This window comes from Streptomyces sp. NPDC031426 (assembly GCF_055581585.1).
In genome coordinates, this window is record NZ_JBVIJE010000001.1 from 297,526 (window position 1) to 322,474 (window position 24,949).

Annotated in this window: 25 protein-coding genes and 1 pseudogene; 14 read left to right on the top strand and 12 right to left on the bottom strand. The window is 71.2% G+C overall.

The annotated features are described in order from the left end of the window. Positions 1-63: 63 nt before the first annotated feature. Both ACZ5NH_RS01495 and ACZ5NH_RS01500 read right to left on the bottom strand, forming a co-directional pair. Positions 64-2,484, bottom strand: a complete 2,421-nt coding sequence (locus ACZ5NH_RS01495; RefSeq protein WP_468772331.1) for a SpoIIE family protein phosphatase — start codon at positions 2,482-2,484, stop codon at positions 64-66. A gap of 135 nt (positions 2,485-2,619) precedes the next feature. Next, positions 2,620-2,835 carry a DUF4177 domain-containing protein gene (locus ACZ5NH_RS01500; protein ID WP_055703870.1) on the bottom strand — a complete coding sequence of 72 codons (216 nt, stop codon included), beginning with the start codon at positions 2,833-2,835 and terminating at the stop codon, positions 2,620-2,622. 153 nt (positions 2,836-2,988) lie between these two features. Between ACZ5NH_RS01500 and ACZ5NH_RS01505 the strand changes: the two genes are divergently transcribed. Further along, entirely contained in the window at positions 2,989-3,627 is a 639-nt protein-coding gene (locus ACZ5NH_RS01505) for a DUF6629 family protein (RefSeq protein ID WP_468772664.1), read from the top strand. Positions 3,628-3,800: 173 nt separating this feature from the next. Continuing rightward, on the top strand, positions 3,801-4,526 hold the full coding sequence (locus ACZ5NH_RS01510) for an alpha/beta fold hydrolase (RefSeq protein WP_468772333.1): 726 nt from the start codon (positions 3,801-3,803) through the stop codon (positions 4,524-4,526). A gap of 64 nt (positions 4,527-4,590) precedes the next feature. Here the strand turns inward: ACZ5NH_RS01510 and ACZ5NH_RS01515 are convergent, their stop codons facing one another. From ACZ5NH_RS01515 to ACZ5NH_RS01535, 5 genes are all read right to left on the bottom strand, one after another. Next, complete coding sequence (locus tag ACZ5NH_RS01515; RefSeq protein ID WP_468772680.1) at positions 4,591-4,722, bottom strand: hypothetical protein; 132 nt, start codon at positions 4,720-4,722, stop codon at positions 4,591-4,593. 84 nt (positions 4,723-4,806) lie between these two features. Beyond that, positions 4,807-6,396, bottom strand: a complete 1,590-nt coding sequence (locus ACZ5NH_RS01520) for an MFS transporter (protein WP_468772335.1) — start codon at positions 6,394-6,396, stop codon at positions 4,807-4,809. 15 nt (positions 6,397-6,411) lie between these two features. Then, positions 6,412-7,824 (bottom strand): alpha/beta hydrolase, encoded by a 1,413-nt coding sequence (locus tag ACZ5NH_RS01525; RefSeq protein ID WP_468772337.1) that lies wholly within the window; start codon positions 7,822-7,824, stop codon positions 6,412-6,414. A gap of 174 nt (positions 7,825-7,998) precedes the next feature. Then, a complete protein-coding gene (locus tag ACZ5NH_RS01530) occupies positions 7,999-8,820 on the bottom strand; it encodes a PaaX family transcriptional regulator (RefSeq protein ID WP_468772338.1) in 822 nt (273 codons plus the stop codon). Between the two features lie 52 nt (positions 8,821-8,872). After that, the gene (locus ACZ5NH_RS01535; RefSeq protein ID WP_388630020.1) at positions 8,873-9,298 is read right to left on the bottom strand and encodes a MarR family winged helix-turn-helix transcriptional regulator; all 426 of its coding nucleotides are present in this window, start codon (positions 9,296-9,298) and stop codon (positions 8,873-8,875) included. Between the two features lie 226 nt (positions 9,299-9,524). Here ACZ5NH_RS01535 and ACZ5NH_RS01540 point away from each other — a divergent pair, with 226 nt between their 5' ends. From ACZ5NH_RS01540 to ACZ5NH_RS01555, 4 genes are read left to right on the top strand one after another with little or no spacing between them, the layout of a single operon-like run. Further along, positions 9,525-10,442 carry an SDR family NAD(P)-dependent oxidoreductase gene (locus tag ACZ5NH_RS01540; RefSeq protein WP_468772340.1) on the top strand — a complete coding sequence of 306 codons (918 nt, stop codon included), beginning with the start codon at positions 9,525-9,527 and terminating at the stop codon, positions 10,440-10,442. Beyond that, complete coding sequence (locus ACZ5NH_RS01545; RefSeq protein ID WP_388630025.1) at positions 10,442-11,329, top strand: amidohydrolase family protein; 888 nt, start codon at positions 10,442-10,444, stop codon at positions 11,327-11,329. The genes ACZ5NH_RS01540 and ACZ5NH_RS01545 overlap by 1 nt, the downstream gene beginning before the upstream one ends. A 10-nt stretch (positions 11,330-11,339) precedes the next feature. Next, entirely contained in the window at positions 11,340-12,848 is a 1,509-nt protein-coding gene (locus ACZ5NH_RS01550; protein ID WP_468772342.1) for an acyl-CoA synthetase, read from the top strand. Positions 12,849-12,864: 16 nt separating this feature from the next. Further along, positions 12,865-13,320, top strand: coding sequence for a MaoC family dehydratase (locus tag ACZ5NH_RS01555; RefSeq protein ID WP_468772344.1), 456 nt, complete (start codon positions 12,865-12,867; stop codon positions 13,318-13,320). Between the two features lie 122 nt (positions 13,321-13,442). Here the strand turns inward: ACZ5NH_RS01555 and ACZ5NH_RS01560 are convergent, their stop codons facing one another. Beyond that, complete coding sequence (locus ACZ5NH_RS01560) at positions 13,443-13,658, bottom strand: LysR family transcriptional regulator (protein ID WP_468772346.1); 216 nt, start codon at positions 13,656-13,658, stop codon at positions 13,443-13,445. 299 nt (positions 13,659-13,957) lie between these two features. Here ACZ5NH_RS01560 and ACZ5NH_RS01565 point away from each other — a divergent pair. From ACZ5NH_RS01565 to ACZ5NH_RS01580, 4 genes and pseudogenes are all read left to right on the top strand, one after another. Next, a pseudogene (locus ACZ5NH_RS01565) lies at positions 13,958-14,077 on the top strand (hypothetical protein); the annotation flags it as partial. Then, complete coding sequence (locus tag ACZ5NH_RS01570; RefSeq protein ID WP_468772681.1) at positions 14,071-14,379, top strand: hypothetical protein; 309 nt, start codon at positions 14,071-14,073, stop codon at positions 14,377-14,379. The pseudogene ACZ5NH_RS01565 and the gene ACZ5NH_RS01570, both read left to right, overlap by 7 nt. A gap of 8 nt (positions 14,380-14,387) precedes the next feature. After that, the gene (locus ACZ5NH_RS01575) at positions 14,388-15,866 is read left to right on the top strand and encodes a dihydrolipoyl dehydrogenase family protein (RefSeq protein ID WP_468772348.1); all 1,479 of its coding nucleotides are present in this window, start codon (positions 14,388-14,390) and stop codon (positions 15,864-15,866) included. Positions 15,867-15,927: 61 nt separating this feature from the next. Beyond that, on the top strand, positions 15,928-16,524 hold the full coding sequence (locus ACZ5NH_RS01580) for a DinB family protein (protein ID WP_468772350.1): 597 nt from the start codon (positions 15,928-15,930) through the stop codon (positions 16,522-16,524). Between the two features lie 368 nt (positions 16,525-16,892). On the opposite strand, the gene ACZ5NH_RS01585 is transcribed toward ACZ5NH_RS01580, so the two are convergent. The 4 genes from ACZ5NH_RS01585 to ACZ5NH_RS01600 form a co-directional block, all read right to left on the bottom strand. After that, positions 16,893-17,108: a hypothetical protein gene (locus ACZ5NH_RS01585; protein ID WP_450985792.1), complete on the bottom strand. Its 216-nt coding sequence runs from the start codon at positions 17,106-17,108 to the stop codon at positions 16,893-16,895. 118 nt (positions 17,109-17,226) lie between these two features. Then, positions 17,227-17,469, bottom strand: coding sequence for a hypothetical protein (locus ACZ5NH_RS01590; RefSeq protein WP_468772352.1), 243 nt, complete (start codon positions 17,467-17,469; stop codon positions 17,227-17,229). Between the two features lie 9 nt (positions 17,470-17,478). Continuing rightward, positions 17,479-17,790 carry a hypothetical protein gene (locus tag ACZ5NH_RS01595; RefSeq protein ID WP_468772354.1) on the bottom strand — a complete coding sequence of 104 codons (312 nt, stop codon included), beginning with the start codon at positions 17,788-17,790 and terminating at the stop codon, positions 17,479-17,481. Continuing rightward, positions 17,787-18,941: a Gfo/Idh/MocA family protein gene (locus ACZ5NH_RS01600; protein WP_468772356.1), complete on the bottom strand. Its 1,155-nt coding sequence runs from the start codon at positions 18,939-18,941 to the stop codon at positions 17,787-17,789. The genes ACZ5NH_RS01595 and ACZ5NH_RS01600 overlap by 4 nt, the downstream gene beginning before the upstream one ends. 110 nt (positions 18,942-19,051) lie before the next feature. Between ACZ5NH_RS01600 and ACZ5NH_RS01605 the strand changes: the two genes are divergently transcribed. The 4 genes from ACZ5NH_RS01605 to ACZ5NH_RS01620 all read left to right on the top strand — a co-directional run bounded on the left by ACZ5NH_RS01605 (position 19,052) and on the right by ACZ5NH_RS01620 (position 24,925). After that, positions 19,052-20,059 (top strand): LacI family DNA-binding transcriptional regulator, encoded by a 1,008-nt coding sequence (locus tag ACZ5NH_RS01605; RefSeq protein WP_468772358.1) that lies wholly within the window; start codon positions 19,052-19,054, stop codon positions 20,057-20,059. Positions 20,060-20,117: 58 nt separating this feature from the next. Continuing rightward, positions 20,118-22,943, top strand: a complete 2,826-nt coding sequence (locus tag ACZ5NH_RS01610; RefSeq protein WP_468772360.1) for a SpoIIE family protein phosphatase — start codon at positions 20,118-20,120, stop codon at positions 22,941-22,943. A 411-nt stretch (positions 22,944-23,354) separates the two neighbouring features. After that, positions 23,355-24,494 carry an ABC transporter substrate-binding protein gene (locus tag ACZ5NH_RS01615; protein ID WP_468772362.1) on the top strand — a complete coding sequence of 380 codons (1,140 nt, stop codon included), beginning with the start codon at positions 23,355-23,357 and terminating at the stop codon, positions 24,492-24,494. Positions 24,495-24,601: 107 nt separating this feature from the next. Next, a complete protein-coding gene (locus ACZ5NH_RS01620) occupies positions 24,602-24,925 on the top strand; it encodes a hypothetical protein (RefSeq protein WP_468772363.1) in 324 nt (107 codons plus the stop codon). The last annotated feature ends 24 nt before the right edge of the window (positions 24,926-24,949 follow it).

Genomic DNA, 24,949 nt, shown 5'->3' on the forward strand with positions numbered 1-24,949 from the left:
ATGGTTGCCGGGGTGCGCGCGCGGCTCGGACGGGCCGCCGGAACACCGTCAGCAGGGCACGTCCTACGGCAGCTGCTGCTCCGCCCAGATGGTCTTGCCCGTGGCGGTGTACCGCGTGCCCCAGCGCTGGGCGACCTGCGCGACGAGGAACAGACCTCGCCCTCCCTCGTCGGTGGTGCGGGCGCGACGCATATGGGGGGAGGTGTTGCTGGCGTCCGACACCTCGATGACGAGGGTCCGTTCGTGGATCAGACGCAGGTTGATCGGCCCGTAGGCATGCGTGATGGCGTTGGTGATCAGCTCGCTCACGATCAGCTCGGTGCTGAAGGCGAGGTCCTCCAGCCCCCACGCCGCCAGGCAGCGGTCGCTGTTGTCGCGCGCCTCGTGCACCGCCTGGGGATGGGCGGGAACCTCCCAGGAGGCCACCCGGTCGGAGGGGAGGGCGCGCGTGCGGGCGATGAGGAAGGCGACGTCGTCCTGCGGACGGTCCGGCAGCAGAATGCGGACCATCGTGTCGCAGATCTCCTCCAGCGGTCGGTCGGGGTGGGCCAGGGCGAAGCAGAGTCGCTCGAAGCCGACGTCGACATCGCGGTCAGAAGCCTCGATCAGCCCATCGGTGTACAGGGCGACGACGCTGCCCTCCGCCAGTTCGATCTCGGCCGACTCGAAGGGCAGACCGCCCAGTCCCAGCGGGGGGCCGGCCGGGATGTCGGGCAGTTCGACCGGCTCGCTGAGGTGGGCGATGGCAGGGGTGGGGTGTCCGGCGCGCGCCACGTTGAGTTTGCGCGAGATCGGGTCGTAGACCGCGTAGACGCAGGTCGCGCCGATCACCATCGGCCCGTGCTCGGCCGCTTCCGCCTCATCGGCCAGGCGCAGGACGAGATCGTCGACATGGGCGAGAAGCTCCTCGGGGGGCAGATCCATGTCGGCCAGTGTCTGTACCGCCGCACGCAGCCGGCCCATGCTGGCCGCGGCGTGGATCCCGTGGCCCACCACGTCCCCCACGACCAGGGCGATCCGGGCGCCGGAGAGCGGGATGACGTCGAACCAGTCGCCGCCCACGCCGGCCTCGGCGTCGGCCGGCAGATAGCGGTAGGCGACCTCGACGGCGCAGTGATCGGGCAGGTCCGGGGGCAGCAGACTGGTCTGGAGGGCGAGGGCCGCGTTGTGCTCGCGGACGAACCGCCGGGCGTTGTCCACGCACACCGCGGCCCGTGCCACCAGTTCCTCCACGAGCAGCAGGTCGTCCTCGTCGAAGGGGCTGGGGTTCTCCCAGCGCAGCAGCGTGACCACTCCCATGGTCGCGCCCCGCGCCCGGAGCGGCACCACCAGATGGGTGTGCACACCGAGGCTGACGATCTTGGCCAGGCGCTGCGGGTCTTCGGCCAGCCACCATGTCGTCGGGGCCAGCACCGGATCGAGGATCGGCCGGCTCGTGGCCAGACAACGTCGTTGCGGGGACTTCGGCGGGTACCCGGTGGACTCCCCGATCGGGACGAGTGCCTCCGGCGCCTCCTCGTGGATCGACAGGTGCACCGCCCGCTGGAGCGTGCCGCCGGTGATCGGCCCGGGATTGAGGTCCCTGGCCGCGAGGACTCCCTGGAAGAGGTCGATCGCCACGAAGTCGGCGAGCTGCGGCACGAGGACCTCGGCCAGTTCCTGCACCGTGCGGTCGAGGTCCAGGGTGGTGCCTATGCGCTGAGCAGCCTCGTTGACCAGGGAGAGCCGCACGCGTGCCCGGTCCTCGGCGGTGAAGTCGACGGCGGTGTGACACACCCCCAGCGTCTTGCCGTCGATGTCCTTCAGCGGGAACGACGAGCGGAGCCTGAGCCGGCCCTGCGAGTTCCGGCGGGACATGCCGTGCCGCGGCGCCACATGCTCCACCGCCGGCGTGACCCGGCCCGAGACCAGCGCCTGGCGCGCCTGCCAGTCCACGGCCGAGGGCACCTGATCCAGTCCGGAGGGCGCAGCCGCGCGCGGGGCCGCGAGGTCGGCCGGCAGGCCCTCCATGGCGGCCAGCGCCTGGTTCAGCCACTGGCAGCGCAGCTCGCTGTCGAGAACGGCGATGCCGATGGGTGACTCCTCCAGGAGGCCGCGCACCACGGCCTGATCGAGTTCCCAGCGGCGCGATTCGGACACCGCACAGGCCGCGGCGAGCCAGCCGGAACCCTGCTCCGCGTGCAGCGGGCACACTCGCAGGGCCAGCTCGACCGGGTGGCCCGCCCGGTGATGCGCGGTGATCAATCCCTCCCAGCCCTCCCCGGCCTGCTGCGCCGCGGCGAGCAGCGAGGCCGGTGAGCGGTCGCTGGTGAGAAGGGAGGTCGCGGGCCGGCCCAGCACGCTGGGCGCCGGATACCCGAGGAGGTCTTCGGCCCTGCGGCTCCAGTAGCGGATCAGGCCGTGCGCGTCCACGAGGGCGACGGCGGCAGATGTGATGCCGAACGGATCGCCCCCGTGCTCGTCGGCCAGATCCCTGAGATCCATCGTGTCGGCCGCATCCGCAGAGGGGGGGTGCTGACACCACAGTCTCACACGGACCAGGGTGTGTCTTCGAGCCGACCGCCCTGGCATGCGCGCGGGCCGCGGAGGATCATGCCGCCGGAGGCGGTCCCGCGCGCGTTACTGTCGCGGGCGCTCGAAGGTGAGCAGCAGTCCTTCCACGGCTCCGGGCCCTATCCGGCCCTTGACGTCGGCGGAGGTGATGGCCTTCAGGCCCCAGCCGTCCTCGGCGTGCTTGTTCAGGACCTTCTCCAGCTTGTCGCTGTCCAGCGCGTCGCCGATCAGCGACTCCCGGAAGGTGACGACCTTGTACTCGTACGCGTAACCGCTGCTCATGGTGCGGAGTCCTCCTGACTGCGGGGGCGGGTGGTGGCGCGAAGGCCGGGGCAAGCTAATCATCATCTGGCCCCGCAGCATAAGGACGTCGCGTGTCGGCGGAAGCAGCGGAGGCCTGCGGTGAACGCTCGGCGGCGAACCTTTGGTGGCGTGATGTGCTGGAGTGCGACGGCGGATCTCGTGGCAGGCAGTGCTGTCGCGGCGGTGGGAGTGGCTTGCGTGACGCTCGTGCGCAGCGGCCGTGAACTCCCGCTGGCCGCAGTGCCGTTGCTGCTGGGCGCCCACCAGATCGTCGAGTCGGTGGTGTGGCACTCGGGCGGGGGCGGCGGACCCGCGACCGTCGCATGGGCCGTCATAGCACTGCCGTTGCCGGCGGTGTGGGTTCCGGCGGGAGTGATGTGCGTGGCCCCGCCCCACGCCCGGCTTCGGCTGGTCCTTCCGCTCACCGCAGGAGCGATGACCGCCGCATCGCTCGCCCACAGCCTTGCCACCGAACCGGTGACGGCCGAGATCCGCGGCCGCACCGTCGGGTACGCCCTGCACGTTTCGCCCGTACCCCTGCTCGTCATGGGCTACTTGCTGGCCACGGTGGGGTCTCTGCTGCTGTCCGGTGACCGGCGGCTGCTCGTGCTGGGCGTGCTGGTCGCCGCGGGCGCGACGGTGTGCTGGGTGCTGTGGCGGCTGGAGTTCGTCTCCACGTGGTGCGCTTGCGCCGCCCTGTGCTCGGTGGTGCTGCTCTGCTGGATGCGCGCACGCCGGACGTCCGCACAGCGGATGCGTGCCATGGCGTAGCCGTGCCCGCGCTCGGCGCGGACGGTCATCACCCGCTTCGGGTTCTCCTCCGCACGTCTCCTTCTGTGTCCGCCGGGAGTCGTAACAAGACCCGCCTGTAGAGGGATTCGCGCACCTGTGCTCCCACGAAATGGTCGTTCCGTCCTGCAAGTTGATCGAAAGGAACGGCCATCGTGCGGATAGGACGCATGGCGCCCTTGCTCGCCGTGGGGGTCACGGCAACGCTGGTCCCCGCCCTCGCCCCGGCGCAGGCATCCGCGGCGGAACCGCTGAAGAGATTCACGGACCAGAAGCCCGCGTGGCACAGGTGCGACGCGTCGCAGCCCGCCGTGTTCCAGTGCGCGACGATCGACGTCCCGCTCGACTACAGCCGGCCCGACGCCAGGACGATCAAGCTGGCCATCTCCCGGATCAAGACCGGTGTCCCCGGCAAGCGGCACGGCGCGATCCTCTTCAACCCCGGCGGACCGGGCGGCGAGGGCCTGGACATGCCGGTCATGATGAAGGACACGATGCCCAAGGAGGTGCGCGAGCGGTACGACCTCATCGGGTTCGACCCGCGCGGCGTGGGCCGGAGCAGCCCGCTCAGCTGTGGTCTCACGGCCACGGAGCAGGCCTTTGAACACCCGTACAAGCCGGAGACGTTCAGCCGTGACGTCAAGTGGGCCCGGACCGTCGCCGACAAGTGCCGTGCCAGGAACGGCGACGGACTCACGTACTACACGACCCGCAACACCGCCCGCGACATGGACGTCATCCGCGCCGTTCTGGGCGAGCGGAAGATCTCCTATCTGGGCTACTCCTACGGCACCTACCTCGGGGCCGTCTTCGCGCAGATGCACCCGGCGGGCGGTCAAGTCGATCTCGTCCATGCATCCGATCACGACGGAGCCCACTGACAACGGCTCGCGCCGGCCTGCGCTCCGCTCTCTGCGACCTGCTTCGCGCTGAGGGCACGCACCCCTACAGCGACGCGAGGTTGTCCACCAGGTCGTCGAGGCCGAGCGAGCCCTGGGCGAGCGCGTTCATGTGCCAGGCCCGCAGATCGGAGCCGGCCGAGGCGGCGGGATGCACACCGAGGCGGCCGGAGGTCATGGGGTCGAGAGCGGCGACCTGCGCGACGTCGTCGTCGTGCGCGCCCCGGGGCGCCGAGGAGCCCCGGGGCGCGCCCAGCGGGTGTCATCCCGTGGCCAGGGCGGTCCGCTCCGCACCGTTCTCCGCCGGCGACGCGCTCTCCTCCCCTCTACGGCCGCGCAGCGCCGTCACCACCAGGAGCGCCGAGAACAGCGCCGCCGAGCCGCACACCACGAATCCGATCGCGTAGCCGTGGCCGAGGGAGTCCAGGGCGTACGCGCGGGCCGCGCCCGGCGGGGAGGTGACGGGGACCGAGTTGAGGGCGAGGGGGCCGCCCTCCCGCAGCACTTCGTGCGCCGCGGCCTTCGACTCGGTGTTCAGGGACGACGAGCCCGCCACTGCGGAGGTCACCCGGGAAGCCGCCTGGCTCAGCGCGACCGCGCCGATGACCGCGGGGCCGAGGGTGAAGCCGAAGTCCCGCAGCAGGTTGGTCGCCGCGCTCGCCATGCCGGCCAGCGGCAGCGGCACCGTGTTGACGGCGGTCGCGGTGATGGACGACACCGTGAAGGCGAAGCCGATGCCGACCAGCCCGAGCGGCAGGATCAGCGAGGCCAGGTTCCGGTCGCCGACGTCGAGCCCGGCGGCCAGGAAGTCGCCCGCGGCGATCAGCGTCAGCCCGGCGGTGAGCAGCCCCCGCGCGGGCAACCGGTGCAGCAGCCGGGAGGTCAGCGGGGTGAGGACCGGGGTGATGCCGTTCAGCAGCAGGAACGCGAAGGCGGTGCGCAGCGGGCTCTGATGCTGGATGGGGCCGAGCCGGATGCTCGCCGCGTACGCTGTGCCCAGGAAGCTGAACATGCCCACGACCGCCACGACCGACGCGATCGCGAAGGCACGGTTGCGGAACAGGTCCAGGCGCAGCAGCGGGGAGCGGGCCCGGCTCTCGGCGGCCACGAACAGGCCCACGAACACCGCGGCGATCACGAACGCCACGACCACCGGCGCCGATCCCCAGCCGTCCGTCGGCCCCTGGATGACGGCGTACAGCAGGGCGAACAGACCGACGCCGATGGTGATCTGGCCGCCGACGTCGAGTGAACGTCCCTCCGGTGCCCGGGAGTTGGTGGCGAGCCACAGGCTCACCAGGGCGCTGACCGCGGCCACCGCGGCGACCACCACGAACGCCGAGCGCCAGGAGCCGTAGGTGCCGGTGACACCGCCGAGCAGCGGGGCGAGGAAACCGCCCGCGGACAGGCTGGAGGCCCATACGGCGATGGCGCGGGCGCGCCGCGGACCGGTGTGCGTGCCGGCCGCGATCATGGCGAGCGAGGTGGGGAAGAGCGCGGCGGCGCCGAGCCCCGCCAGGGCCTGCCCCACCCACAGCTGATGGATGCCGGAGGCGCTCGCGGCGACGACCTCTCCCGCGCACAGCACGGCGGCGCCGCCGACGAGGAGCTGCTTGCGGCCGAAGAGGTCGCCGAGCACGCCGAAGGAGAGTTCGAGCACGGCGACCGGCAGCAGGAACGCGTCGGAGATCCAGGTGAGTTGGGAGCCGACGGGGTGGAGGTGTTCCTGGAACAGGCCGTTGAGGGTGGCCGGTATCGCGAGGCCGATCTGGGCGAGGCAGACGGCGAGACAGCCGGCGACGAGCGTGCCGAGGGGGAGGGATGTGCGCGGAGTGGCGGATGCGTCGGACATGAGCGGGTCCCGATCTCAGTGGTGGGTGGGGTGCGCCGGGCGGTCCCGGCCGACGGTCAGGCGTGCCGGGCGATAGGGGACGTACGCCGCCCCGTCCAGACCGAGCGCGGTGGCGGACCGCTGGAGTGCCGCCGGGGTCGCCGCGTCGTCCCAGTGGCCGGACGAGACGCGGTGTTCGAGCGCGTGCAGGGCGGCCACGGTCTCGGCGGTGGTGAACGTGCAGTGGCCCTGCCGCTCGACGTAGGCCTGCCGCAGCAGCGCTCCGTCCCCGGCCGCACGTACCCGATCGCCGAACCGCCGCTCCTGTTCGACCGGGACCAGGTTGTCGGCGATCGTGTGCACGTCCAGCAGCGGTACGCCGAGGCCCTGACCGGCGGAGGAGGTGCGCTGCGCGGTACGGACCGCGGCGGGGTCGGCGGTGATCGCGGCGCCCCTGGTCAGCGACGCCAGGTCGGCGCGCAGGTCGAGGCCGGCCGCCCGGTACAGGGCGCGTACCTGCGGCGCGTGTTCGGATCCGGCGAGCAGTCGGGCGTAGTCCAGGCCCGCGTTCCAGGAGTTGTTGCCGCCGGCGGACTGCTCGACGGCGTACCGGCCGCCCTCCACGAACGACAGGATGCCCTGCGCGAACCACGCGTACTGCTGCTCCTCCTGGCCCGCCCAGTCCGTCGGCGCCGGCCGGTCCTGTCCGGGCGCCCAGGCGGGCAGGTTGAGGAAGGCCGCGGCGAGTGCGATCCGGGCGCGGCCCGCTGGGCTGGTCTGGGCGGCGGTGACGGCGTCGGTGAGCTTCTTGGCGGTGGCGGCCGCGGCGTCGGCGGAGCCGAAGCGGACCAGGTCGACGTCCTGCCCGGGCAGGAGGAGCCGGGCGAGGGTGTACTCGGCGTCTAGTTGGTAGTTGTCCAGGTCGGTGCCGCCCGCGACCAGGCCGCACAGGCCGAGCGCGCCGTCGACGCGGCCGGCGCCGTCGCGGGCGATCTGCGCGTTGACGAGCCCGCCCATGGACTGGCCGACGGCCAGGGTGCGGCGCGGGGTGCCGATCTTCGCGGTGACGGCGTCGAGCGTGGTGAACTGGTCGCGTTCCGCACTGTCCAGAGCCCACATCGAGCCATGGGGGTCGTACGACGACCCGGCCATCGCATAGCCCTCGGCGAGCAACTCGCTGCGTACGGCGTCGGAGGGGGCGTCCTTGGCGACGGTGGGGCCGAAGCCGTGACTGAACAGCAGCAGGGTGCCGTTCCATGGGGCGGGAACGTCCGCGATCCAGGTCGCGCCGTCGGAGAGGGTGCCGGTGAGGTGGCCGGTGGCCGGCGTGTCCGCCTGGGCGGCCGGCGCCGGGACGGTGGTGAGGGCCGCGGACGCCAGCGTGGCCAGGGCGGCCAGGGCGATGCGCAGACGGGTACGGGGAGTTCGGGGGCGGGTGCTGGCAGGCATGGAGGTGGCTCCTTGTGGGCGGCTGCGGAGCGGAGGCCCTGGGAGATCGACAGATGCTCAGTGCACTGAACGAAGGTGTGGAGGAATGTAGGGCCGAATTCTTGCGGCGGTCAAGACAATGCACAACATCGCTCGGGCGGAGAGCGTGCCGAGGTGTGGCAGGTGTGTACGGGGCTACGCCGCCGGAATCGTCTCGATCAGCCGGCGCGCCGCGTCCCGCGCGGGCGCTTCCAGCAGGGCGTGGACCACGCGGAACGTCGTCTCCGCCGTGGCCGCCGGCCAGTCCGCCGGCAGGTGCCGTACGGGCAACCGGGGGTCGCCGCGGATGACTTGGAGCCACTCGGCGGTCAGCCGGAGGCGCAGCGCGAGGGCGTCCTCGGCGGCCAGGTCAGGGCCACCCGACGCGTACGGCCGCCAGGACGCCTCGAAGTCCCGGTAATGCCCGGCCAGTTCGCCCAGGTCCCAGGTGTCGTCGATCATCTCGGCGATGTCCATGCCGGCGTCCGCATGCGCACGGAAGACCTTCACATGCGCTTTCAGGCCCAACTCGGCGAGGATCCCGGAGACATCGACCTCGCCGGGTGCGATCCACAGCCCGCTGAACAGCGCACCGAAGCCCGCCCAGGTCAACTGGGAACGCAGATCGTGCCGTTGGCGCTGCCATGATTCCGGGAGCGAGAAGCCGAGCAGGGTCCAGGTGCCGTCCCAGTCCCGGTTGACCGCACCCGTCTTCCAGATGCGCCGCTCGCCGTCGCGCAGGATCGCCTCCGAGCGGCCGGTGAGGCCGACATAGGTCCGCCGGCCCTCGCGCCGGCGGCTCAGCAGACCGCGGCCGACCATACGGGTGAGGGTGGAGCGGGTGGCCTGCTCCCCGACGCCGGCGCGCCGGAACACCTCGATGACGCTCCCCGTGTACACGCAGACCCCGCGGCCCAGCACCTCGTCACCGAGGAAGCTGAGCAGGAGGGACTGGGGGCGGGGGATAGGACCGGTCACGCGGCTACCTTACGAGGCCGCCTCCGCCTGCATGCACGCGGCGACCGAAGCGTCAGGTGAGCCCGTTGCCGGCGACGCGCAGCAGGAGGGTGTGCAGCGTCTCCCGTTCGGCGGGGCCGAGCGGGGTGAGCAGTTCGTCGGTCACGCGTCGGCCCGCATCGTCCGTGTCGCGGAGGAATGCGCGACCGCCCTCGGTGAGGACGACGATGCGACTGCGGCGGTCCTCCGGGGCGGGCCGGCGCTCGGCGAAGCCCAGCTTCTCCAGGTCGTCCACGAGGCCGACGATCGCGCTCGGGTCGTAGCCGAGCCGGGCGCTGAGCTCGCGCTGGAGAGCGCCCTCGCAGGTGGCGAGGAAGCGCAGCACGGCGTAGTGCCGCAGCCGTAGCCCCGACTCCTGCAGGAACGTGTTGAACACCTGACCGGAGCGCAGGCCCAGGCGGTACAGCAGGTAACCCGTGTCCGCGTGCAGCCCCCGCATCCACGGCTCGTCGGCGTCGATGGGGGTCGGGTGGTCGGTGTGCTGGCCGGCTATGGCGGGCTCCCTGGTCTCGGTCCCGGGGGCGCCGGTCTCGGCTTACCCCGGGGGCTTCTGGCGTGCGGAGTCCAGCATGACGCACCCGAAGGTGGGCAACAACTATTGACGACAACAATTATTGCTCTTAGCTTCGATCTCCCCGACCACACCCCATGCGAAGGGACCGCTCGTGCCCACCATCGATCTGACCGGCAAGGCCGCCGTCGTCACCGGAAGCGGCCGGGGCCTCGGCCTCGCCTATGCGCACGCCCTCGCCGCCCACGGCGCGTCCGTGGTCGTCAACGACATCGACGAAGCCGTGGCCGAACAGGCCGTCAAGTCCATCACCGAGGCCGGCGGCGCCGCCGTCGCCGAAGTGGTCCCGGTCGGCACGGCCGAGGCCGCCGACCGGCTGGTGAACCGTGCCGTCGAGGAGTTCGGCCGGCTCGACATCCTGGTCACCAACGCGGGCATCCTGCGCGACAAGGTGCTGTGGAAGATGACCGACGACGACTTCGACGCGGTGCTCACCACCCACCTCAGGGGCACCTTCACCTGTGCCCGCGCCGCCGCCGTGCGCATGCGCGAGCAGGGCGAGGGCGGCACGCTCGTCCTCGTCGGCTCCCCGGCCGGGCAGCGCGGCAACTTCGGCCAGACGAACTACGCCGCCGCCAAGGCCGGGATCGCTGCGATGGCCCGCACCTGGTCCATGGAACTGGCCCGCGCCGACATCACCGTCAACGCGATCGTGCCGGTCGCCGCAACCGCGATGACCGAGACCATCCCCGCCTTCGCCCCGTACGTCGAGGCCATGCGGCACGGGGAACCGCTGCCCGGGTTCCTGCGCAAGGGGGAGGGCTTCGGCACCCCCGAGGACTGCGCGGCCCTCGTCCCCTTCCTGGCTTCCGCGGCCGCCCGCGGCATCACCGGCCAGTGCATCGGCATCGGCGGTGACAAGGTGGCGCTGTGGTCGCATCCGCAGGAGATCAGGACCGCCTACGCCGAGGGCGGCTGGACGCCCGAGTCCCTGGCAGACGCCTGGCCCACCTCGGTCGGCGCCGAGCCGCAGACCGTCGGCATCCCCGCACCGAAGATCCCGGAGGCGTGATGGCATCCGCACCGAGGCTGGACGAACTGGTCGCGATCGACGTCCACACCCACGCGGAGGTGTCCGCCAAGGGCCACTCCTCCCTGGACGACGACCTGCACGACGCCTCCTCCGCCTACTTCAAGGTCGAGGGCAAACGGAAACCCACCCTGGAGGAGACCGCGGCCTACTACCGCGAGCGGCGGATGGCGGCCGTCGTCTTCACGGTGGACGCCGAGTCCGCGACCGGCACCGCGCCGGTCCCCAACGAGGAGGTCGCCGAGGCCGCGGCCGCACACCCCGACGTGCTGATCCCGTTCGCCTCCATCGACCCCTTCCGCGGGAAGGCGGGCGTACGGCAGGCCCGACGGCTCGTCGAGGAGTACGGGGTGCAGGGCTTCAAGTTCCACCCCAGCATCCAGGGCTTCTTCCCCAACGACCGCTCCGTGGCGTACGGCCTGTACGAGGTGATCGAGGAGACCGGCACCATCGCGCTCTTCCACACCGGCCAGACCGGCATCGGCGCCGGCGTCCCCGGCGGGGGCGGCATCCGCCTGAAGTACTCCAACCCGCTCCACGTGGACGACGTGGCAGCCGACTTCCCCCATCTGAAGATCATCCTGGCGCATCCGTCGTTCCCCTGGCAGGACGAGGCCCTGGCGGTGGCGACCCACAAACCCGGAGTGCACATCGACCTCTCGGGATGGTCACCCAAGTACTTCCCGCCGCAGCTGGTGCAGTACGCCAACACGCTGCTGAAGGACAAGGTGCTGTTCGGCTCCGACTTCCCGGTGCTCACCCCGGACCGGTGGCTGGCCGACTTCGCGAAGCTGCCCATCAAGGACGAGGTCAAGCCGAAGATCCTCAAGGAGAACGCGGCCCGTCTGCTCGGGCTGACGAAACCGTAAGGGGTGCCAGATGCGCAACGAGGGACTGGGGTCGTGGCCCGCACGCCGGGCGCGCAAGACCCCGCACCGCACGGCTCTGATCCACCGCGAGCAGCCGACCGACTACCGCACCCTGCACACGCGAGTCACCCGCCTCGCCCACGCCCTGCGCGCCCGGGGCGTCAGGCGCGGCGACCGTGTCGCCCACCTCGGCCCCAACCACCCCGCCTACCTGGAGACCCTGTTCGCCACCGGCACCCTCGGCGCCGTCTTCGTCCCCCTCAACACCCGCCTCACCGGCCCGGAGATCGCCTACCAACTCGCCGACTCCGGCGCCAAGGTCCTCATACACGGCCCCGCGCACGCCGGGCTCGTCGCGGGACTGCCGGGCGAGACGGACGTACGGACCTGCATCGAGATCGGCGACGCATACGAACAGGCCCTGGCAGCCGCGCCGGACGAGCCGATCGACGAACCGGTCGCACCCGACGACACCTGCATCATCATGTACACCTCGGGGACGACCGGCCGCCCCAAGGGTGCGATGCTCACCCATGGCAACCTCACCTGGAACGCCGTCAACGTCCTGGTCGACCACGACCTGATCGCCGACGAACGCGCCCTGGTCTCCGCCCCGCTGTTCCACACCGCCGGCCTGAACATGCTGACCCTGCCGGTGCTGCTCAAGGGCGGCACCTGTGTCCTGGTCGAGGCCTTCGACCCGGGGACCACCCTCGACCTGATCGAACGGCACCGGATCACCTTCATGTTCGGGGTGCCGACGATGTTCGACCAGGTTGCCCGGCACCCCCGCTGGGCGGACGCCGACCTGTCGTCGCTCCGCATCCTGACCTGCGGTGGATCACCGGTGCCGACCCCGCTCATCGCCGCCTACCAGCGGCGCGGGCTCACCTTCCTGCAGGGCTACGGCATGACCGAGGCCGCGCCCGGCACGCTCTTCCTGGACGCGGAGCACGCGGTCGCCAAGGCGGGCTCGGCGGGCGTACCGCACTTCTTCAGCGACGTACGGGTCGTACGGCCCGACCTCAGCCAGGTCGACGTCGGCGAGACCGGCGAGGTCGTGGTGCGCGGACCGCATGTCATGGCCGGCTACTGGGGACTCCCGGAGGAGACCGAGGCCGCCTTCGCGGACGGCTGGTTCCGCAGCGGGGACGCGGCCCGGGTCGACGAGGACGGTTATGTGCACATCGTCGACCGGATCAAGGACATGATCATCTCCGGTGGCGAGAACATCTACCCCGCCGAGATCGAGGACCTGCTCCTGGCCCACCCCGGTATCGCCGAGTGCGCGGTGATCGGTGTGCCGGACGACAAGTGGGGCGAGGTTCCCCGCGCGGTCGTCGTCCCGGCACCAGGAGCCGGACTCGAGCCGGACGAGGTACTGGCCTCACTGTCCGGGCGGCTCGCCAAGTACAAGATCCCCAAGTCGGTGGTGGTCACGGACGAACTGCCGCGCACCGCCTCCGGAAAACTCCTCAAGTCCCGGGTGCGCCACCGCTACGGCACCCCAACTCCCTGAGAAGAAAAGGCGACTTATGAGCATCACCGTCAACGGCCTGGACGAACTGAAGAAGCTCGCCGGCGGCGACCTCGGCACCAGCGAGTGGATCGAGGTCACACAGGAACGCATCGACACCTTCGCCGACGCCACCGGCGACCACCAGTGGATCCACACCGACCCGCAGCGGGCGGCCCAGGGCCCTTTCGGTGCGCCGATCGCGCACGGCTACCTCACCCTGTCCCTGTTCATTCCTCTCTTCACCGAACTGCTGGACGTGCAGGGCGTGACCACCAAGGTCAACTACGGCCTGAACAAGGTGCGTTTTCCCGCGCCGGTGAAGGTCGGCTCCCGCATCCGGCTCGCCGCCCGGCTCACCTCGGTCGAGGACGTGCCCGGCGGTGTGCAGATCACCGTCGACGGCACGATCGAGGTGGAAGGCGGCACCAAGCCTGCCGCGGTTCTCCAGAGCCTGTCCCGGTTCTATGCCTGACCCAAGTCGGACCCGGAAACGCGAGGCATGAGGGTCCAGGTGGATGAGGCGGACTTCCGCAAGCCGCGAGCAACAGACGCTCTGCTCCCGCGCGGGCAGCCCATCGCCGCTGTGGGCCACGGTCAGCCCGGGAGCCGTAACCGTACGCCCGCGTGCGGAACTTGATGCGGAAGGAGCCGCCGATCCAGCCGGAAAGCACCGACCTCAGCCTCCCTGGGGAGGGCGGCGCCCGCATCCGTGGTCCGCACCCCAGTGCTGCTGCGCACCAGCAGCTTCACCCTCAGCCGGCGCTCCAGACCACCAACCGTCTGGGACAGTGCCGGCTGTCTGACGTGCAAGGCGACGATGGCTTAGGCGATCTCACGTGCCGCGCGAAGGCGTCCCAGCGGGACCGTCCCTCCCAGTGCCTCGCAGTCCTCCTGGTCGGCGATGCCGGTCAGGCCGGCCACCGTGGTGATACTCACGACGCTGCCGGAACCCGTTGTTGACCAGGACGTCCACCTCACCGGCCTCGACGGCCAGGCTCGGGACCGAATCCAGATCGCTCAGGTCTGCGGCGACGAACCTTGGCTTGCCATCAGCGGCCTCGCTGGCCGCGACGGTCTCTGCGCCCTTGGCGGCACGGGCGCCCCACCCCATGGAGTCCCCTGTGTCATGGCTCTGGCCGGCGCTGGCCGCCGCGCTGAGCGAGGGTGTGATCCCCGTCCCCGTTCGTGAACGGCTGGCGATCGCCACCGGCCAGTACAACAATTGCGAGTACTGCCTGTCCGCGCACACCTCCATAGGGCGCACGGCGCCAAGGTCGACGCCGAGGGACTGGAGGAGCGTGCCGGCGACGCCGAGGCCTCCGACCCGCCCAGTGCCGCACTGCCGGCCCTCTCCAGCGCCATCGCCCGTAGCCGCGGCACCATCGATGAGACGCAGCTGAAAGCGGCCCGAGCCGTCGGCGTCACCGACGCCGAGATCGCCGGGGACGTGGGCAATCCCGCGCTGAACATTCTCACCAGCTACTTCAACATCCTCGCCGACACCGACACCTCAGCAACGATCGTGATGTGAGGAAACTTATGAGCGAATCGCCCGAGACCCAGGAAGTCAGCGCTTACGACGTGGTCGTGGTGGGCGCCGGTCCGGTCGGCCAGAACGTCGCCGACCGCGCCCGAGCCGCCGGCCTGTCCGTGGCCGTCGTGGAACGCGAACTCGTCGGCGGCGAATGCTCCTACTGGGCCTGCGTACCCAGCAAGGCGTTGCTGCGACCGGTCATCGCGGTCGCCGACGCGCGGCGCGTGGACGGCGCCCGGCAGGCCGTCACCGGCGCTCTCGACACCGACGGCGTCTTCGCCCGCCGCAACCGCTACGTCACCGACTGGGACGACTCCGGACAGGCGCGGTCGGTCAAATCCATCGGCGCTGATCTCTTCCGCGGCCACGGCCGCCTCGACGGGCCACGCCAGGTCACCGTCACCCGTGACGACGGCACACGCCAGACCCTCACGGCCCGGCACGCGGTGGCCATCGCCACCGGCAGCCGACCGAATTTCCCCGACATCCCGGGCATCAAGGAAGCCCGGCCCTGGACCAACCGGGACGGCACCGATTCCAGCACCGTGCCCGCCCGGCTCGCCGTCGTCGGGGGCGGCGGAGTCGGCGTCGAGATGGCCACCCTCTGGCAGGGTCTCGGCGCGCAGGTCACCCTGCTCACCCGGCGGCGTCTGATTCCCCGCCTGGAGCCCTTCGCCGGCGAGCTGGTCGCCCAGAGACTGGGCGAGGCGGGCGCGGACGTGCGGATCGGCGTGCAGGTGACCGCTTTGCGCCGACCGGACTCCGAGGGCCCGGTCACCCTCACCCTCGACGACGGAAGCGAACTGGAGGCCGACGAGGTGCTGTTCGCCACCGGTCGCACACCTGCCACCAGCGACATCGGCCTGGACACCGTTGGCCTCACCCCCGGCTCCTGGCTGGACGTGGACACCACCTGCCTGGTGCAGGGGGTCGACGGCGACTGGCTCTACGCGGTCGGCGACGTCAACCACCGCGCCCTGCTCACCCACCAGGGCAAGTACCAGGCCAGGACCGCAGGCGACGCGATCGCCGCCCGCGCCGCAGGCCGACCGTTGGACGACGCCCCGTGGGGCGACCACGCCACCACCGCCGACCAGCACGCCGTACCCCAGGTCTTCTTCACCGACCCCGAAGCCGCCGCGGTGGGCCTGACCGCCGAGCAGGCCGAACATGCCGGCCACCGCATCAAGACCGTCGACCTCGACTTCAACGCCGCGCAGGGCGCAAACCTCTACGCCGACGGCTATCGAGGCCACGCCCGGCTGGTCGTCGACGTCGACCGGGAGATTCTGCTCGGCGCGACCTTCGTCGGCCCGGGCGTCAGCGAGCTCCTGCACTCGGCCACCATCGCGGTCGCCGGCGAGGTCCCGCTCAAGCGGCTCAGGCACGCGATCGCCTGCTTCCCGACCGTCAGCGAGATCTGGCTCTTCCTCCTCGCCGCCTACCGACGCGACCAGGAGACGTCAAAGACCGGCTCGGCATGATGCCGTCGCCACAGCCGAGGGGCGGAAGCGTCCGCAGTACCCCGTGGCACACTGACGACCCATGATCGATGAGTTCGCGAAAGAGTACCTTCACAACGATCTGCGGCAGGTACGTGAGGCGCTGGTCTGGAAGCTCGACGGGCTCTCCGAGTACGACATACGCCGCCCTCTGACCGCCACGGGGACCAACCTCCTCGGCCTGGTCAAGCACATGGCGTTCTCGGACGCGAGGTACTTCGGCGAGGTCTTCGGCCGGCCCTTCCCCGACACGGTGCCCCGTTGGAACGATGAGGCCGCCTGGAAGGAAGAACACTGGGCCACCGAGCACGAGACACGCGAACGGATCGTCGGTCTCTACCGGCGCGTGGGTGAGCACACGGACGCGACGATCAAGGCTCTGGCCATCGACACGCCCGGTTTCGTGCCCTGGTGGCCGCGTCCCCACGTCAAGCTTTTCAACGTCATGGTCCACTCGCTCAGCGAGACCGCCCGGCACGCCGGACACGCCGACATCCTGCGGGAACAGCTGGACGGCGTGGTCGGGACGGGCCCGGGGAGCAAGGCCTTGCACGGGCAGGACAGGGATCACTGGGAGACCAAGTACGCGATGATCGAGCGGGCCGCCAGAGCAGCCGATGCCCCCGGTCCTACGCCCTGAAGCGTGTTGCTGATCGCGTAGTTCGGGGTGAGCGCGGCGCGGGCCTACCGGTGTCCCGGCTCGCCGCCGGCGATGAAGCGCATCAACGATGTCTCCAGCAGCTCCAGAAAGCGCGGTACTCCTTGAGTCGAAGAAGCACATCACAAGCCGGGTCGATGAAGTAGCCGTTGCCGACATCCGACCAGGTGACATCGCCGATGACGGCGTGCAAGGTGACCAGGTCGGCAGGAGCGAGGACGAGCGTGCGAGCGGTGGCCTGATCGTCGTGGTCGGCAGGCCGTACGTGATTGATGCCCGGGGGACACCCGTGCCTGCGCTCGAGGCCGGATCACGACCCTGGCGTCGTCGGCATCCAGCCGGCGCCGTGGTCAGCCGGTGACGCGGTCCATGACGCGGCGGGCGGCCTCGGCCTCTGCAGCGGGCGGGGACAGCTCGTCGAGGGTGTCGAGCTCGTCATCGGACTCCAGTTCCCGTTCCCAGGCCGCTGCGAGCTGTTCCTGTTCCTGGCGCGGTTTGGCGCCGACTGCGTCCCTGTGCTCGGGGTCCAGGGCCGCCAGAAATCGTACGACCGGATCTGTGAGCATGCCGTGCTCCCTTGTCGCATGGAGGGTGCCACCCTTGTCCAGCATCGCTGAACGAGCCCGCGTTGTCTGCTCGACGTGCCCGCCACCGCCCGCCCAGCGGTGGTGGGCCCCGCCCCCGCTACTCGACGGCCGGGTCCTCCTGCCCGCGCTGCACGGCCTTCTGCACGGCCTGCTCAACCTCGTGCGAGCTGGACCCGGTGGCTGCGGCGTGCGCGGTGATGGCCGCCTGTACGGCGTCGGACGCCTCGCGCCAACGGCGCAGCTGAACGTCGTACTCGTCACCGGTGAGGCCCGCGAGTTTCGCGCGCTCCTCCTCGGCGGTGCGTTCCAGCCTGATCAACTCATCGGGGACCTCTGCCACGGTCGGATCCTAGACGGCGAGTCCGACGCCTCCGCCGCCTCGCTTACCGCCCGATCGGGTGAAGCCGCCCCCGTCATCTGTCGGACGGCCGATCCGCTCCCGCGCCAGTCCGACCGGCGTGGCTTCCTCGGCCGAAGTCGCGCTCCGAAGCGCAGGGACACCGCCAAGTCGCACGGTGTTCATGCTCGCGGCCACGCGGTTGGCTAGCGGCGACGCCGCTGACGCCTTCGCCTCGGTGCTCACCGTCGCGGTCGCCAGGGTCTCGACGTGATCGGTGCCGACGGTGCCGGCGCCGATGACCCCGACCCGTACGGTGCTCACGCCAGGCTCACCCACGCCCCCTGCCGGGCCGAGCGCTCCATCGCGTCCAGTGCCACTGCACTGGCCACGGCATCGCCGAGCGTGGTGCCGACCGCGGTTCCCTCGGCGATGGAGCGGAGGAAGCGGTAGGCCTCGATGACCTTCAGGTCGTCGTAGCCCATCGCATTGGCCGCGCCCGGCTGGAACGCGGCGAACTCGCCGGCGCCCGGGCCGACGTACACCGTGCTGACCGGCTGGTCCTGGTAGGTCGTGCCGCGGCTGACGGCGAGTTCGCCCATGCGGCGGAAGTCCCAGGAGACGGCGCCCTTCGTGCCGTGCACTTCGAAGCCGTAGTTGTTCTGCTCGCCGACCGAGACGCGACAGGCCTCCAGGACGCCGCGGGCGCCGGAGGCGAAGCGCAGCAGACAGTTGACGTAGTCCTCGTTCTCGACCGGCCCGAGTTCGCCGCCGGTGGCCAGGGTGTGCCCGGCGGTGGCGCCGGTCGGCCGGGCGCGTTCGGGGAGGAAGACCGCGGTGTCGGCGGTGAGCGAGGCGATGTCGCCGAGCAGGTACCGGGCCAGGTCGACGCCGTGCGAGGCGAGGTCGCCGAGCACCCCGCTGCCGCCGCGTGCCCGCTCGTAGCGCCAGGTCAGGGCGCCGTCCGGGTGGGCGGCGTAGTCGCTGAAGAGGCGGATGCGGGCGTGGGTGACCGTGCCGATCCCGCCGGAGGCGATCAGATCGCGGGCGGCCTCGACGGCGGGCGCGTTGCGGTAGTTGAAGCCGACGGTGCCCTGCACGCCGGCCTTGGCGACCGCGCCGGCGACCGCCCGGGCGTCGTCGGCGGTGAGTCCGACCGGCTTCTCGATCCAGATGTGCTTGCCGGCCTCGGCCATCGCGACGCCGATCTCGCGGTGCAGGAAGTTCGGGGCGGTGATGCTGACCGCATGGATGCGCGGATCGGCGGCCACCTCCCGCCAGTCGCGGGTCGCGGCGGCGAAGCCGTACAGCGCGGCCGCCTCCTCCGCCCGGCCCGGTGCCTCGTCCGCGACGGCGAGCAGCTCCGGCCGCACGGACAGCTGGGGGAAGTGGTGCGGCAGGCGGGCGTAGGCCTGGGTGTGCACCCGTCCCATCCAGCCGAATCCCACGACGGCGACGCCGAGCGTATTCACCATGAGCGCCCTTCTTTGGACCGTTCCAGAACCAGGGCGATCACCATGGGTCCGGCTTCTGCCTGGTGTCAAGGGTCTTTACGGGAGCGAGGAGATTGTGGAACGGTCCAGTCATGAGCACTCCGACCATCCGTGACGTCGCCGAGCGGGCCGGCGTGTCCAAGTCCCTGGTCTCGCTCGTGCTGCGCGGCTCGGAGGGAGTCCGGCCGGAGAAGCGGGCGGCCGTCCTCGCGGCGGTCGAAGCGCTCGGCTACCGGCCCAACGCGGCCGCGCGCAGTCTGAGCGAGCGGCGCACCCGCACGGTGGGGGTGCTGCTCAACGACATGCGCAACCCCTGGTTCGTGGAGCTGCTCGACGGGTTGAACGCACGGCTGTACGACGACGGCCTGCACATGCTGCTCGCCGACGGCCACCTCAACCGGCGCCTCGGCGAGGACCTCACCCGCACCTTCACCGAACTCCGCGTGGACGGGCTGATCGCCGTCGGCACGCTCCAGGACCCACAGGCCCTGCGCACCGCCGCCGGCCTGGTCCCCACGGTCGTCGCCGGCGCCCGGGAACCGGTGCTGACCGGCGTGGACATCGTCGCCAACGACGACGAGCACGGAGCCCGCCTGGCCACCGAGCACCTCATCGGCCTCGGCCACCGGCACATCGCCCACATCGCCGGTCGGGGCGCGGTCGGCGACCTGCGCCGGCGCAGCTTCGAAGCCACCATGCGCGAGCACGGCCTGGCCGGCACGGCGGTGGTGGAACAGGGCGACCTCACCGAAGAGGGCGGCTACCGGGCGACCGTCCGGCTCCTGAGCCGCCCGCGGCGCCCGACCGCCGTCTTCGCGGTCAACGACATGACCTGCGTCGGCGCGCTCTCCGCCGCCGAGGAGACCGGTCTGCGGGTACCACGGGACCTCTCCCTGGTCGGCTACGACAACACATACCTCTCCCGGCTGCGCCATCTGTGGCTGACCACCGTGGACAACGCCGGCCATGAGGTGGGCCGGCGTGCCGCCCAGCGGCTGCTCGACCGGATCGACGAGCCGCACCGCCCGAGCGAGGTCGACCTCGCCGCCCCGGTCCTCGAAGTGAGGGGCTCGACGGCGCCACCGCTCGACGGCGCCTGACGGCCGTCGCCGTGAAGTCGCCTCGTTGTTGTGCGCCCAGAAACGATAGAAAGGTGACATGGGTGAAACTTCGGGTCGATCCGGGCGTGGTGCGCCTGACGCGTCCGGGAGCACCCATGTGCCCGATCGGCCCCGTCGGCGCGGAGAGGCGTGGCGGTCGCTGCTGAGCGTGCGCAGCGTCGCCGGCCAGGTCTTCCTGCTGCAACTGGCGGTCGTGGTGCTCCTCGTCGCCGCCACCCTGTTGGCCCTCGTGGTGCAGGCTCAACGCGACAACATGGCGGACGCCCGGAACCGGACGCTCGCCACCGCGCAGACGTTCGCCAACTCCCCGGGGATCGCGGCGGCGCTGCAGAGCGCACACCCGTCCGCGGAGCTGCAGCCGTATGCCGAGGCGGCCCGGAAGGCCGCGGGCGTCGACGCCATCATCGTGTACGGGCTCAACGGCATCACCCTCACCCACAGCGACCCCCACCGCATCGGGGAACGCGTCATCGGGCCTTATGCGCAGGCGGCGAACGGCAAGCCGTTCACCAGCACCTTCCACGGGTCCCTGGGGCTCTCCGTGGTTTCGGCGGTCCCCGTCAAGGGGCCCGACGGCTCGGTCATCGCCATCGTCTCCGTGCCCGTCACGGTCGAGAAGGTGCAGCACAGGGTGAACCGGCAGCTGCCGGTGCTCGTCGGCGGCGCCGCTGTGGCCCTCGCCGTCGCCGCGGGCGGGTCGGCCCTGGTGAGCCGCCGGTTGCGGCGGCAGACCCATGGCCTGGGGCCGGTGGAGATGACCCGGATGTACGAGCACCACGACGCGGTCCTGCACGCCGTGCGGGAAGGGGTGCTGATCGTCGGCGGTGACGGCCGGCTGCTGCTGGCCAACGACGAGGCGCGTCGGCTGCTGGACCTGCCGACGGACGCGGAGCAGCGGCACATCACCGAGCTGGGGCTGGAGGAGGATCTCGCCGCGCTGCTGGCCTCCGACCGCCCCGCGACCGACGAGGTGTACCTTGCGGGCGACCGGCTGCTCGCGGTCAACAAGCGGCTCACCGCGCCTCACGGTCCGGTCGGCAGCGTGGTGACGCTCCGGGACACCACCGAGCTGCAGGCTCTCGCCGGCCGGGCGGAGGTGGCCCGCGAGCGGTTGAAGCTGCTCTACGAAGCCGGGCTGCAGATCGGCACCACGCTCGATGTCAGGCGCACGGCCGAGGAACTGGCCGAGGTGGCGGTGCCCCGGTTCGCCGACCTCGTCACCGTCGAACTGCTGGACCCCGTCCTGCACGGTGAGGAGTCCTCCGACGCGACCGCCCGGATCACCGAATTGCGCCGCAGCGCCGTCGCCGGTCTGGGCCAGGGGCATCTCCTCCACCCCGTCGGCGAGCTGATCCGATTCGTCCCGGACCACCCCGTCTCCATGGCGCTGGCCGACGGCCGATCAGTCCTGGTCAGGGACCTGAGCGCCGACCAAGGCTGGCTGGCCCAGTACCCCGAACGTGCCCGGCGGATCCTCGACCACGGCCTCCACTCCATGCTCGTGGTTCCGTTGCGAGCCCGCGGCGTGGTGCTGGGCGTGGTGGACTTCTGGCGTGCCGAGGGCTCCCCGGCGTTCGAGGACGACGACATGTCCTTCGCCGAGGAGCTGGCCGCCCGGGCGGCGCTGAGCATTGACAACGCCCGCCGCTACACCCGCGAACACACCATGGCCGTCACCCTGCAGCACAGCCTGCTGCCACGTGGGCTGCCCGAACAGTCGGCCCTCGACGTGGCCTACCGCTACCTGCCGGCCCAGGCCGGGGTGGGCGGGGACTGGTTCGACGTCATCCCGCTGTCCGGCACCCGGGTGGCACTGGTCGTGGGCGATGTCGTCGGCCACGGTCTGCATGCCGCGGCGACCATGGGCCGGCTGCGCACCGCCGTGCACAACTTCTCCAGCCTGGACCTGCCCGTGGAGGAGCTGATGGGCCGACTGGACGAGCTGGTGGCCCAGATCGACGCCGAGGAGAGCGCCGCGACGGAGGACGGACAGGCGATGATCACCGGGGCGACCTGCCAGTACGCCGTCTACGACCCCACCTCCGGGCGGCTGGTCCTCGGCACCGCCGGCCATCCGGGACCCGCGGTGGTCCGGCCCGACGGGACCGTCGACTTCCTCCAGCCGCCCATCTCTCCACCCCTGGGGCTCGGCGCGGGCATGCCGGTCGAGACCGTCGAGTTCACCGTGCCGGAGGGGTCCCGGCTGGTGCTCTTCACCGACGGACTGATCGAGGACCGCGGCCGAGACCTGGACGCCGGTCTGGAGGCTCTGCGCAATGCCCTGTCAGGGCCCGAGCGCACGCCGGAGGCCACGTGCGCGGCGGTGATGGAGGCGATGCTGTCCGACCGGCCCAGGGACGACATCGCGCTCCTGGTGGCCCGCACGTGCCGACTCGGGCCGGCCCAGGTCGCCGAGTGGGACGTGCCCCGTGACCCCGCGGCGGTGGCCCCGGTGCGCGCCGCCTGCGCCCGCCGGCTGACGGAGTGGGGCCTGGAGCAGGTCGTCTTCACCGCCGAACTCATTCTCAGCGAGCTGATCACCAACGCCGTCCGCTACGGCAGCGAGCCCATCGCCGTCCGGCTGCTGCGCACGGTGCCGGTCAGCCGTCCCGGCGCGGGCACGCTGATCTTCGAGGTCTCCGACGGCAGCAGCACCTCCCCCCGGCTGCGCCGGGCGAAGGCCACCGACGAAGGCGGCCGCGGCCTCTTCCTGGTCGCCCAGTTCGCCGAACGCTGGGGGACCCGCTATACGTCCACCGGCAAGGTCATCTGGGCCGAGCAGTCCCTCCACGGCGGCGCCACGCCGGAGGCGGAGGGACTCGGCGACATCCTGCTCGGCCAGTGGGACGATCTGGAGCTGTGAGACGAGACGGCGGCGTGGGACGACACGGCAGAGTGAGGAGAACGTGTACGTCCCGGCCGTTCCTCGGATGCCGGGCACGCAGGCGTGCCGGCACGGCGCGACTGGGGCCCAAGGGGTACGGAGGCCACCTCCGGCCGGGGAACCACGCTGATCACAGGCTTACCGGACGGGATTCCGCCGTCGGGAGGGCCGGGTACCCTGGCCTCGATGCCCCGTTCGTCGACGCAGTAGACCCAAGGAAGCCGGAGAGGTGTCGGCGGACCGGAGTACTGCGACTCCCGGCCTTCCACGGCTCTCCGGACTCCACGAGCGCGCCGTGGCGGCACCGGGCATTCCCTGGCGGTTCGACACACCCTGAGACAAGCCCGGCTCCCTCGGCGACAACCGCGTTCCCCCACCCCAGGAGCAGTCGTGACCACACTCCGTGCCCGAGCAGCGGTCGTCCTCGGCTGCTTCTCTGTCCTGGCACTGGGGCTGAGCGCCTGCGAGCACGCACCGACCACCACGATCGCGAAGCCGTCGAAGGCCACCTCCGCCGAGAACGCGGGCGGCATGCGTGCACTGATCGCCGCGGCGAAACGGGAGGGCACGCTCAGAGCGATCGCACTACCGCATGACTGGGCCAACTACGGCGGCCTGATCGACGGGTTCGAGAAGAAGTACGGGATCAAGGTCACGGTCAAGAATCCGCACGGCCACAGCGAGGACGAGGTCGACGCCCTGAAGAAGAGCGGGAAGCGGCCGACCGCCCCCGACGTGATCGACGTGGGCGATACGTTCGCGCGCAACGCGGCGGACCAGAATCTGCTCGCGCCGTACAAGGTCGCCGCCTACGACTCGATCCCCGACAACCAGAAGGACTCGAAGGCCCGCTGGTCCAACAACTACGGGGGCTACATCTCCATCGGCTGCGACGCCAACCGGGTCAAGAGGTGTCCGGAGACCTTCGCCGATCTGCTGAAGCCCGCGTACAAGGGCAAGGTCGCGCTCGAAGGCGACCCGCCCCGGTCGGCCACCGCCTTCGACAGCGTCTACGCCGCCGCGCTGGCGAACAACGGATCGTTCGACAACGTCCAGCCCGGCCTCGACTTCTTCGCCGAGCTCAACAAGATCGGCAACTTCAACCCCCTCAACTCCACCACGGCGACGGTCGAGGACGGCCGTACCCCCATCAGCATCAACTGGGACTACATCAACCTCCAGTACGCCGACCAGCTCCGCCACAAGGGTGTCAACTGGCAGGTCGCGATCCCCTTCGACGGCAGCTTCGCGCAGTACTTCGCGCTGGCGGTCAACAAGAACGCCCCGCACCCGGCGGCTGCCCGCCTGTGGCAGGAGTACCTGTTCAGCCCAGAGGGCCAGAACCTCCGGCTGCGCGGCTTCGCCCGCCCGGTGCTCATGGACGCCATGAGGCAGGACGGGACCCTCGACAAGGCCGCCGCCGCCCGCTTGCCGATGGTCGAGGGAACGCCGCAGTTCCCGACGGACGCGCAACTGGAACAGGCACGGAAGACGGTCGACCAGGGCTGGGCGAAGGCCATGTCCGGCTAGGCGCGCCACCGCCGCGCGCGTATCGAACACGGCCGAGCGGGTGCCTTCCGGCGTGCCGGACGGTGACCTGCCGTGCCCGTCCGCACGTGGCTTCTAGCCTCGGCGGCATGCTGGGGCTTTCTGCGCACGTCCGTGCCTGCCTGCTCGACCTGGACGGGGTGCTCACCGGACCGCGAAGGGCCACGCGGCCGCCTGGCGCACGCGGGGTGCACCTGCCCGAGGGATCGCTCGAGGACCCGCCGGAGGCGGAGACGGTGAACGGCCTGGGCAACCGCAAGAGCGAGCTGGTGCTGCGGCGGATCCGCGAGGAGGGGGTGGAACCCTACGACGGCTCGGGCCGGTGCGTGCACGCGGCGCGGGCGGCGGGCCTGCGCTGCATGGCCCCAGAGGCGGCCCGAGCGCTGGGAACGGATCCGGGACAGGCCGCGTGACCTGGCCGACCTTCTGGAGGAACG

Excerpts from the sequence above, each read along its gene's own strand:
- ACZ5NH_RS01600 (WP_468772356.1), bottom strand. The coding sequence starts at position 18,941 with ATGGTGAATACGCTCGGCGTCGCCGTCGTGGGATTCGGCTGGATGGGA.
- ACZ5NH_RS01495 (WP_468772331.1), bottom strand. The coding sequence starts at position 2,484 with ATGGATCTCAGGGATCTGGCCGACGAGCACGGGGGCGATCCGTTCGGC.
- ACZ5NH_RS01535 (WP_388630020.1), bottom strand. The coding sequence starts at position 9,298 with ATGCGGGGGCTGCACGCGGACACGGGTTACCTGCTGTACCGCCTGGGC.
- ACZ5NH_RS01605 (WP_468772358.1), top strand. The coding sequence starts at position 19,052 with ATGAGCACTCCGACCATCCGTGACGTCGCCGAGCGGGCCGGCGTGTCC.
- ACZ5NH_RS01620 (WP_468772363.1), top strand. The coding sequence starts at position 24,602 with ATGCTGGGGCTTTCTGCGCACGTCCGTGCCTGCCTGCTCGACCTGGAC.
- ACZ5NH_RS01555 (WP_468772344.1), top strand. The coding sequence starts at position 12,865 with ATGAGCATCACCGTCAACGGCCTGGACGAACTGAAGAAGCTCGCCGGC.
- ACZ5NH_RS01505 (WP_468772664.1), top strand. The coding sequence starts at position 2,989 with ATGTGCTGGAGTGCGACGGCGGATCTCGTGGCAGGCAGTGCTGTCGCG.
- ACZ5NH_RS01550 (WP_468772342.1), top strand. The coding sequence starts at position 11,340 with ATGCGCAACGAGGGACTGGGGTCGTGGCCCGCACGCCGGGCGCGCAAG.
- ACZ5NH_RS01580 (WP_468772350.1), top strand. The coding sequence starts at position 15,928 with ATGATCGATGAGTTCGCGAAAGAGTACCTTCACAACGATCTGCGGCAG.
- ACZ5NH_RS01575 (WP_468772348.1), top strand. The coding sequence starts at position 14,388 with ATGAGCGAATCGCCCGAGACCCAGGAAGTCAGCGCTTACGACGTGGTC.
- ACZ5NH_RS01545 (WP_388630025.1), top strand. The coding sequence starts at position 10,442 with ATGGCATCCGCACCGAGGCTGGACGAACTGGTCGCGATCGACGTCCAC.
- ACZ5NH_RS01610 (WP_468772360.1), top strand. The coding sequence starts at position 20,118 with ATGGGTGAAACTTCGGGTCGATCCGGGCGTGGTGCGCCTGACGCGTCC.
- ACZ5NH_RS01585 (WP_450985792.1), bottom strand. The coding sequence starts at position 17,108 with ATGCTCACAGATCCGGTCGTACGATTTCTGGCGGCCCTGGACCCCGAG.
- ACZ5NH_RS01525 (WP_468772337.1), bottom strand. The coding sequence starts at position 7,824 with ATGCCTGCCAGCACCCGCCCCCGAACTCCCCGTACCCGTCTGCGCATC.
- ACZ5NH_RS01520 (WP_468772335.1), bottom strand. The coding sequence starts at position 6,396 with ATGTCCGACGCATCCGCCACTCCGCGCACATCCCTCCCCCTCGGCACG.
- ACZ5NH_RS01500 (WP_055703870.1), bottom strand. The coding sequence starts at position 2,835 with ATGAGCAGCGGTTACGCGTACGAGTACAAGGTCGTCACCTTCCGGGAG.
- ACZ5NH_RS01515 (WP_468772680.1), bottom strand. The coding sequence starts at position 4,722 with ATGACCTCCGGCCGCCTCGGTGTGCATCCCGCCGCCTCGGCCGGCTCC.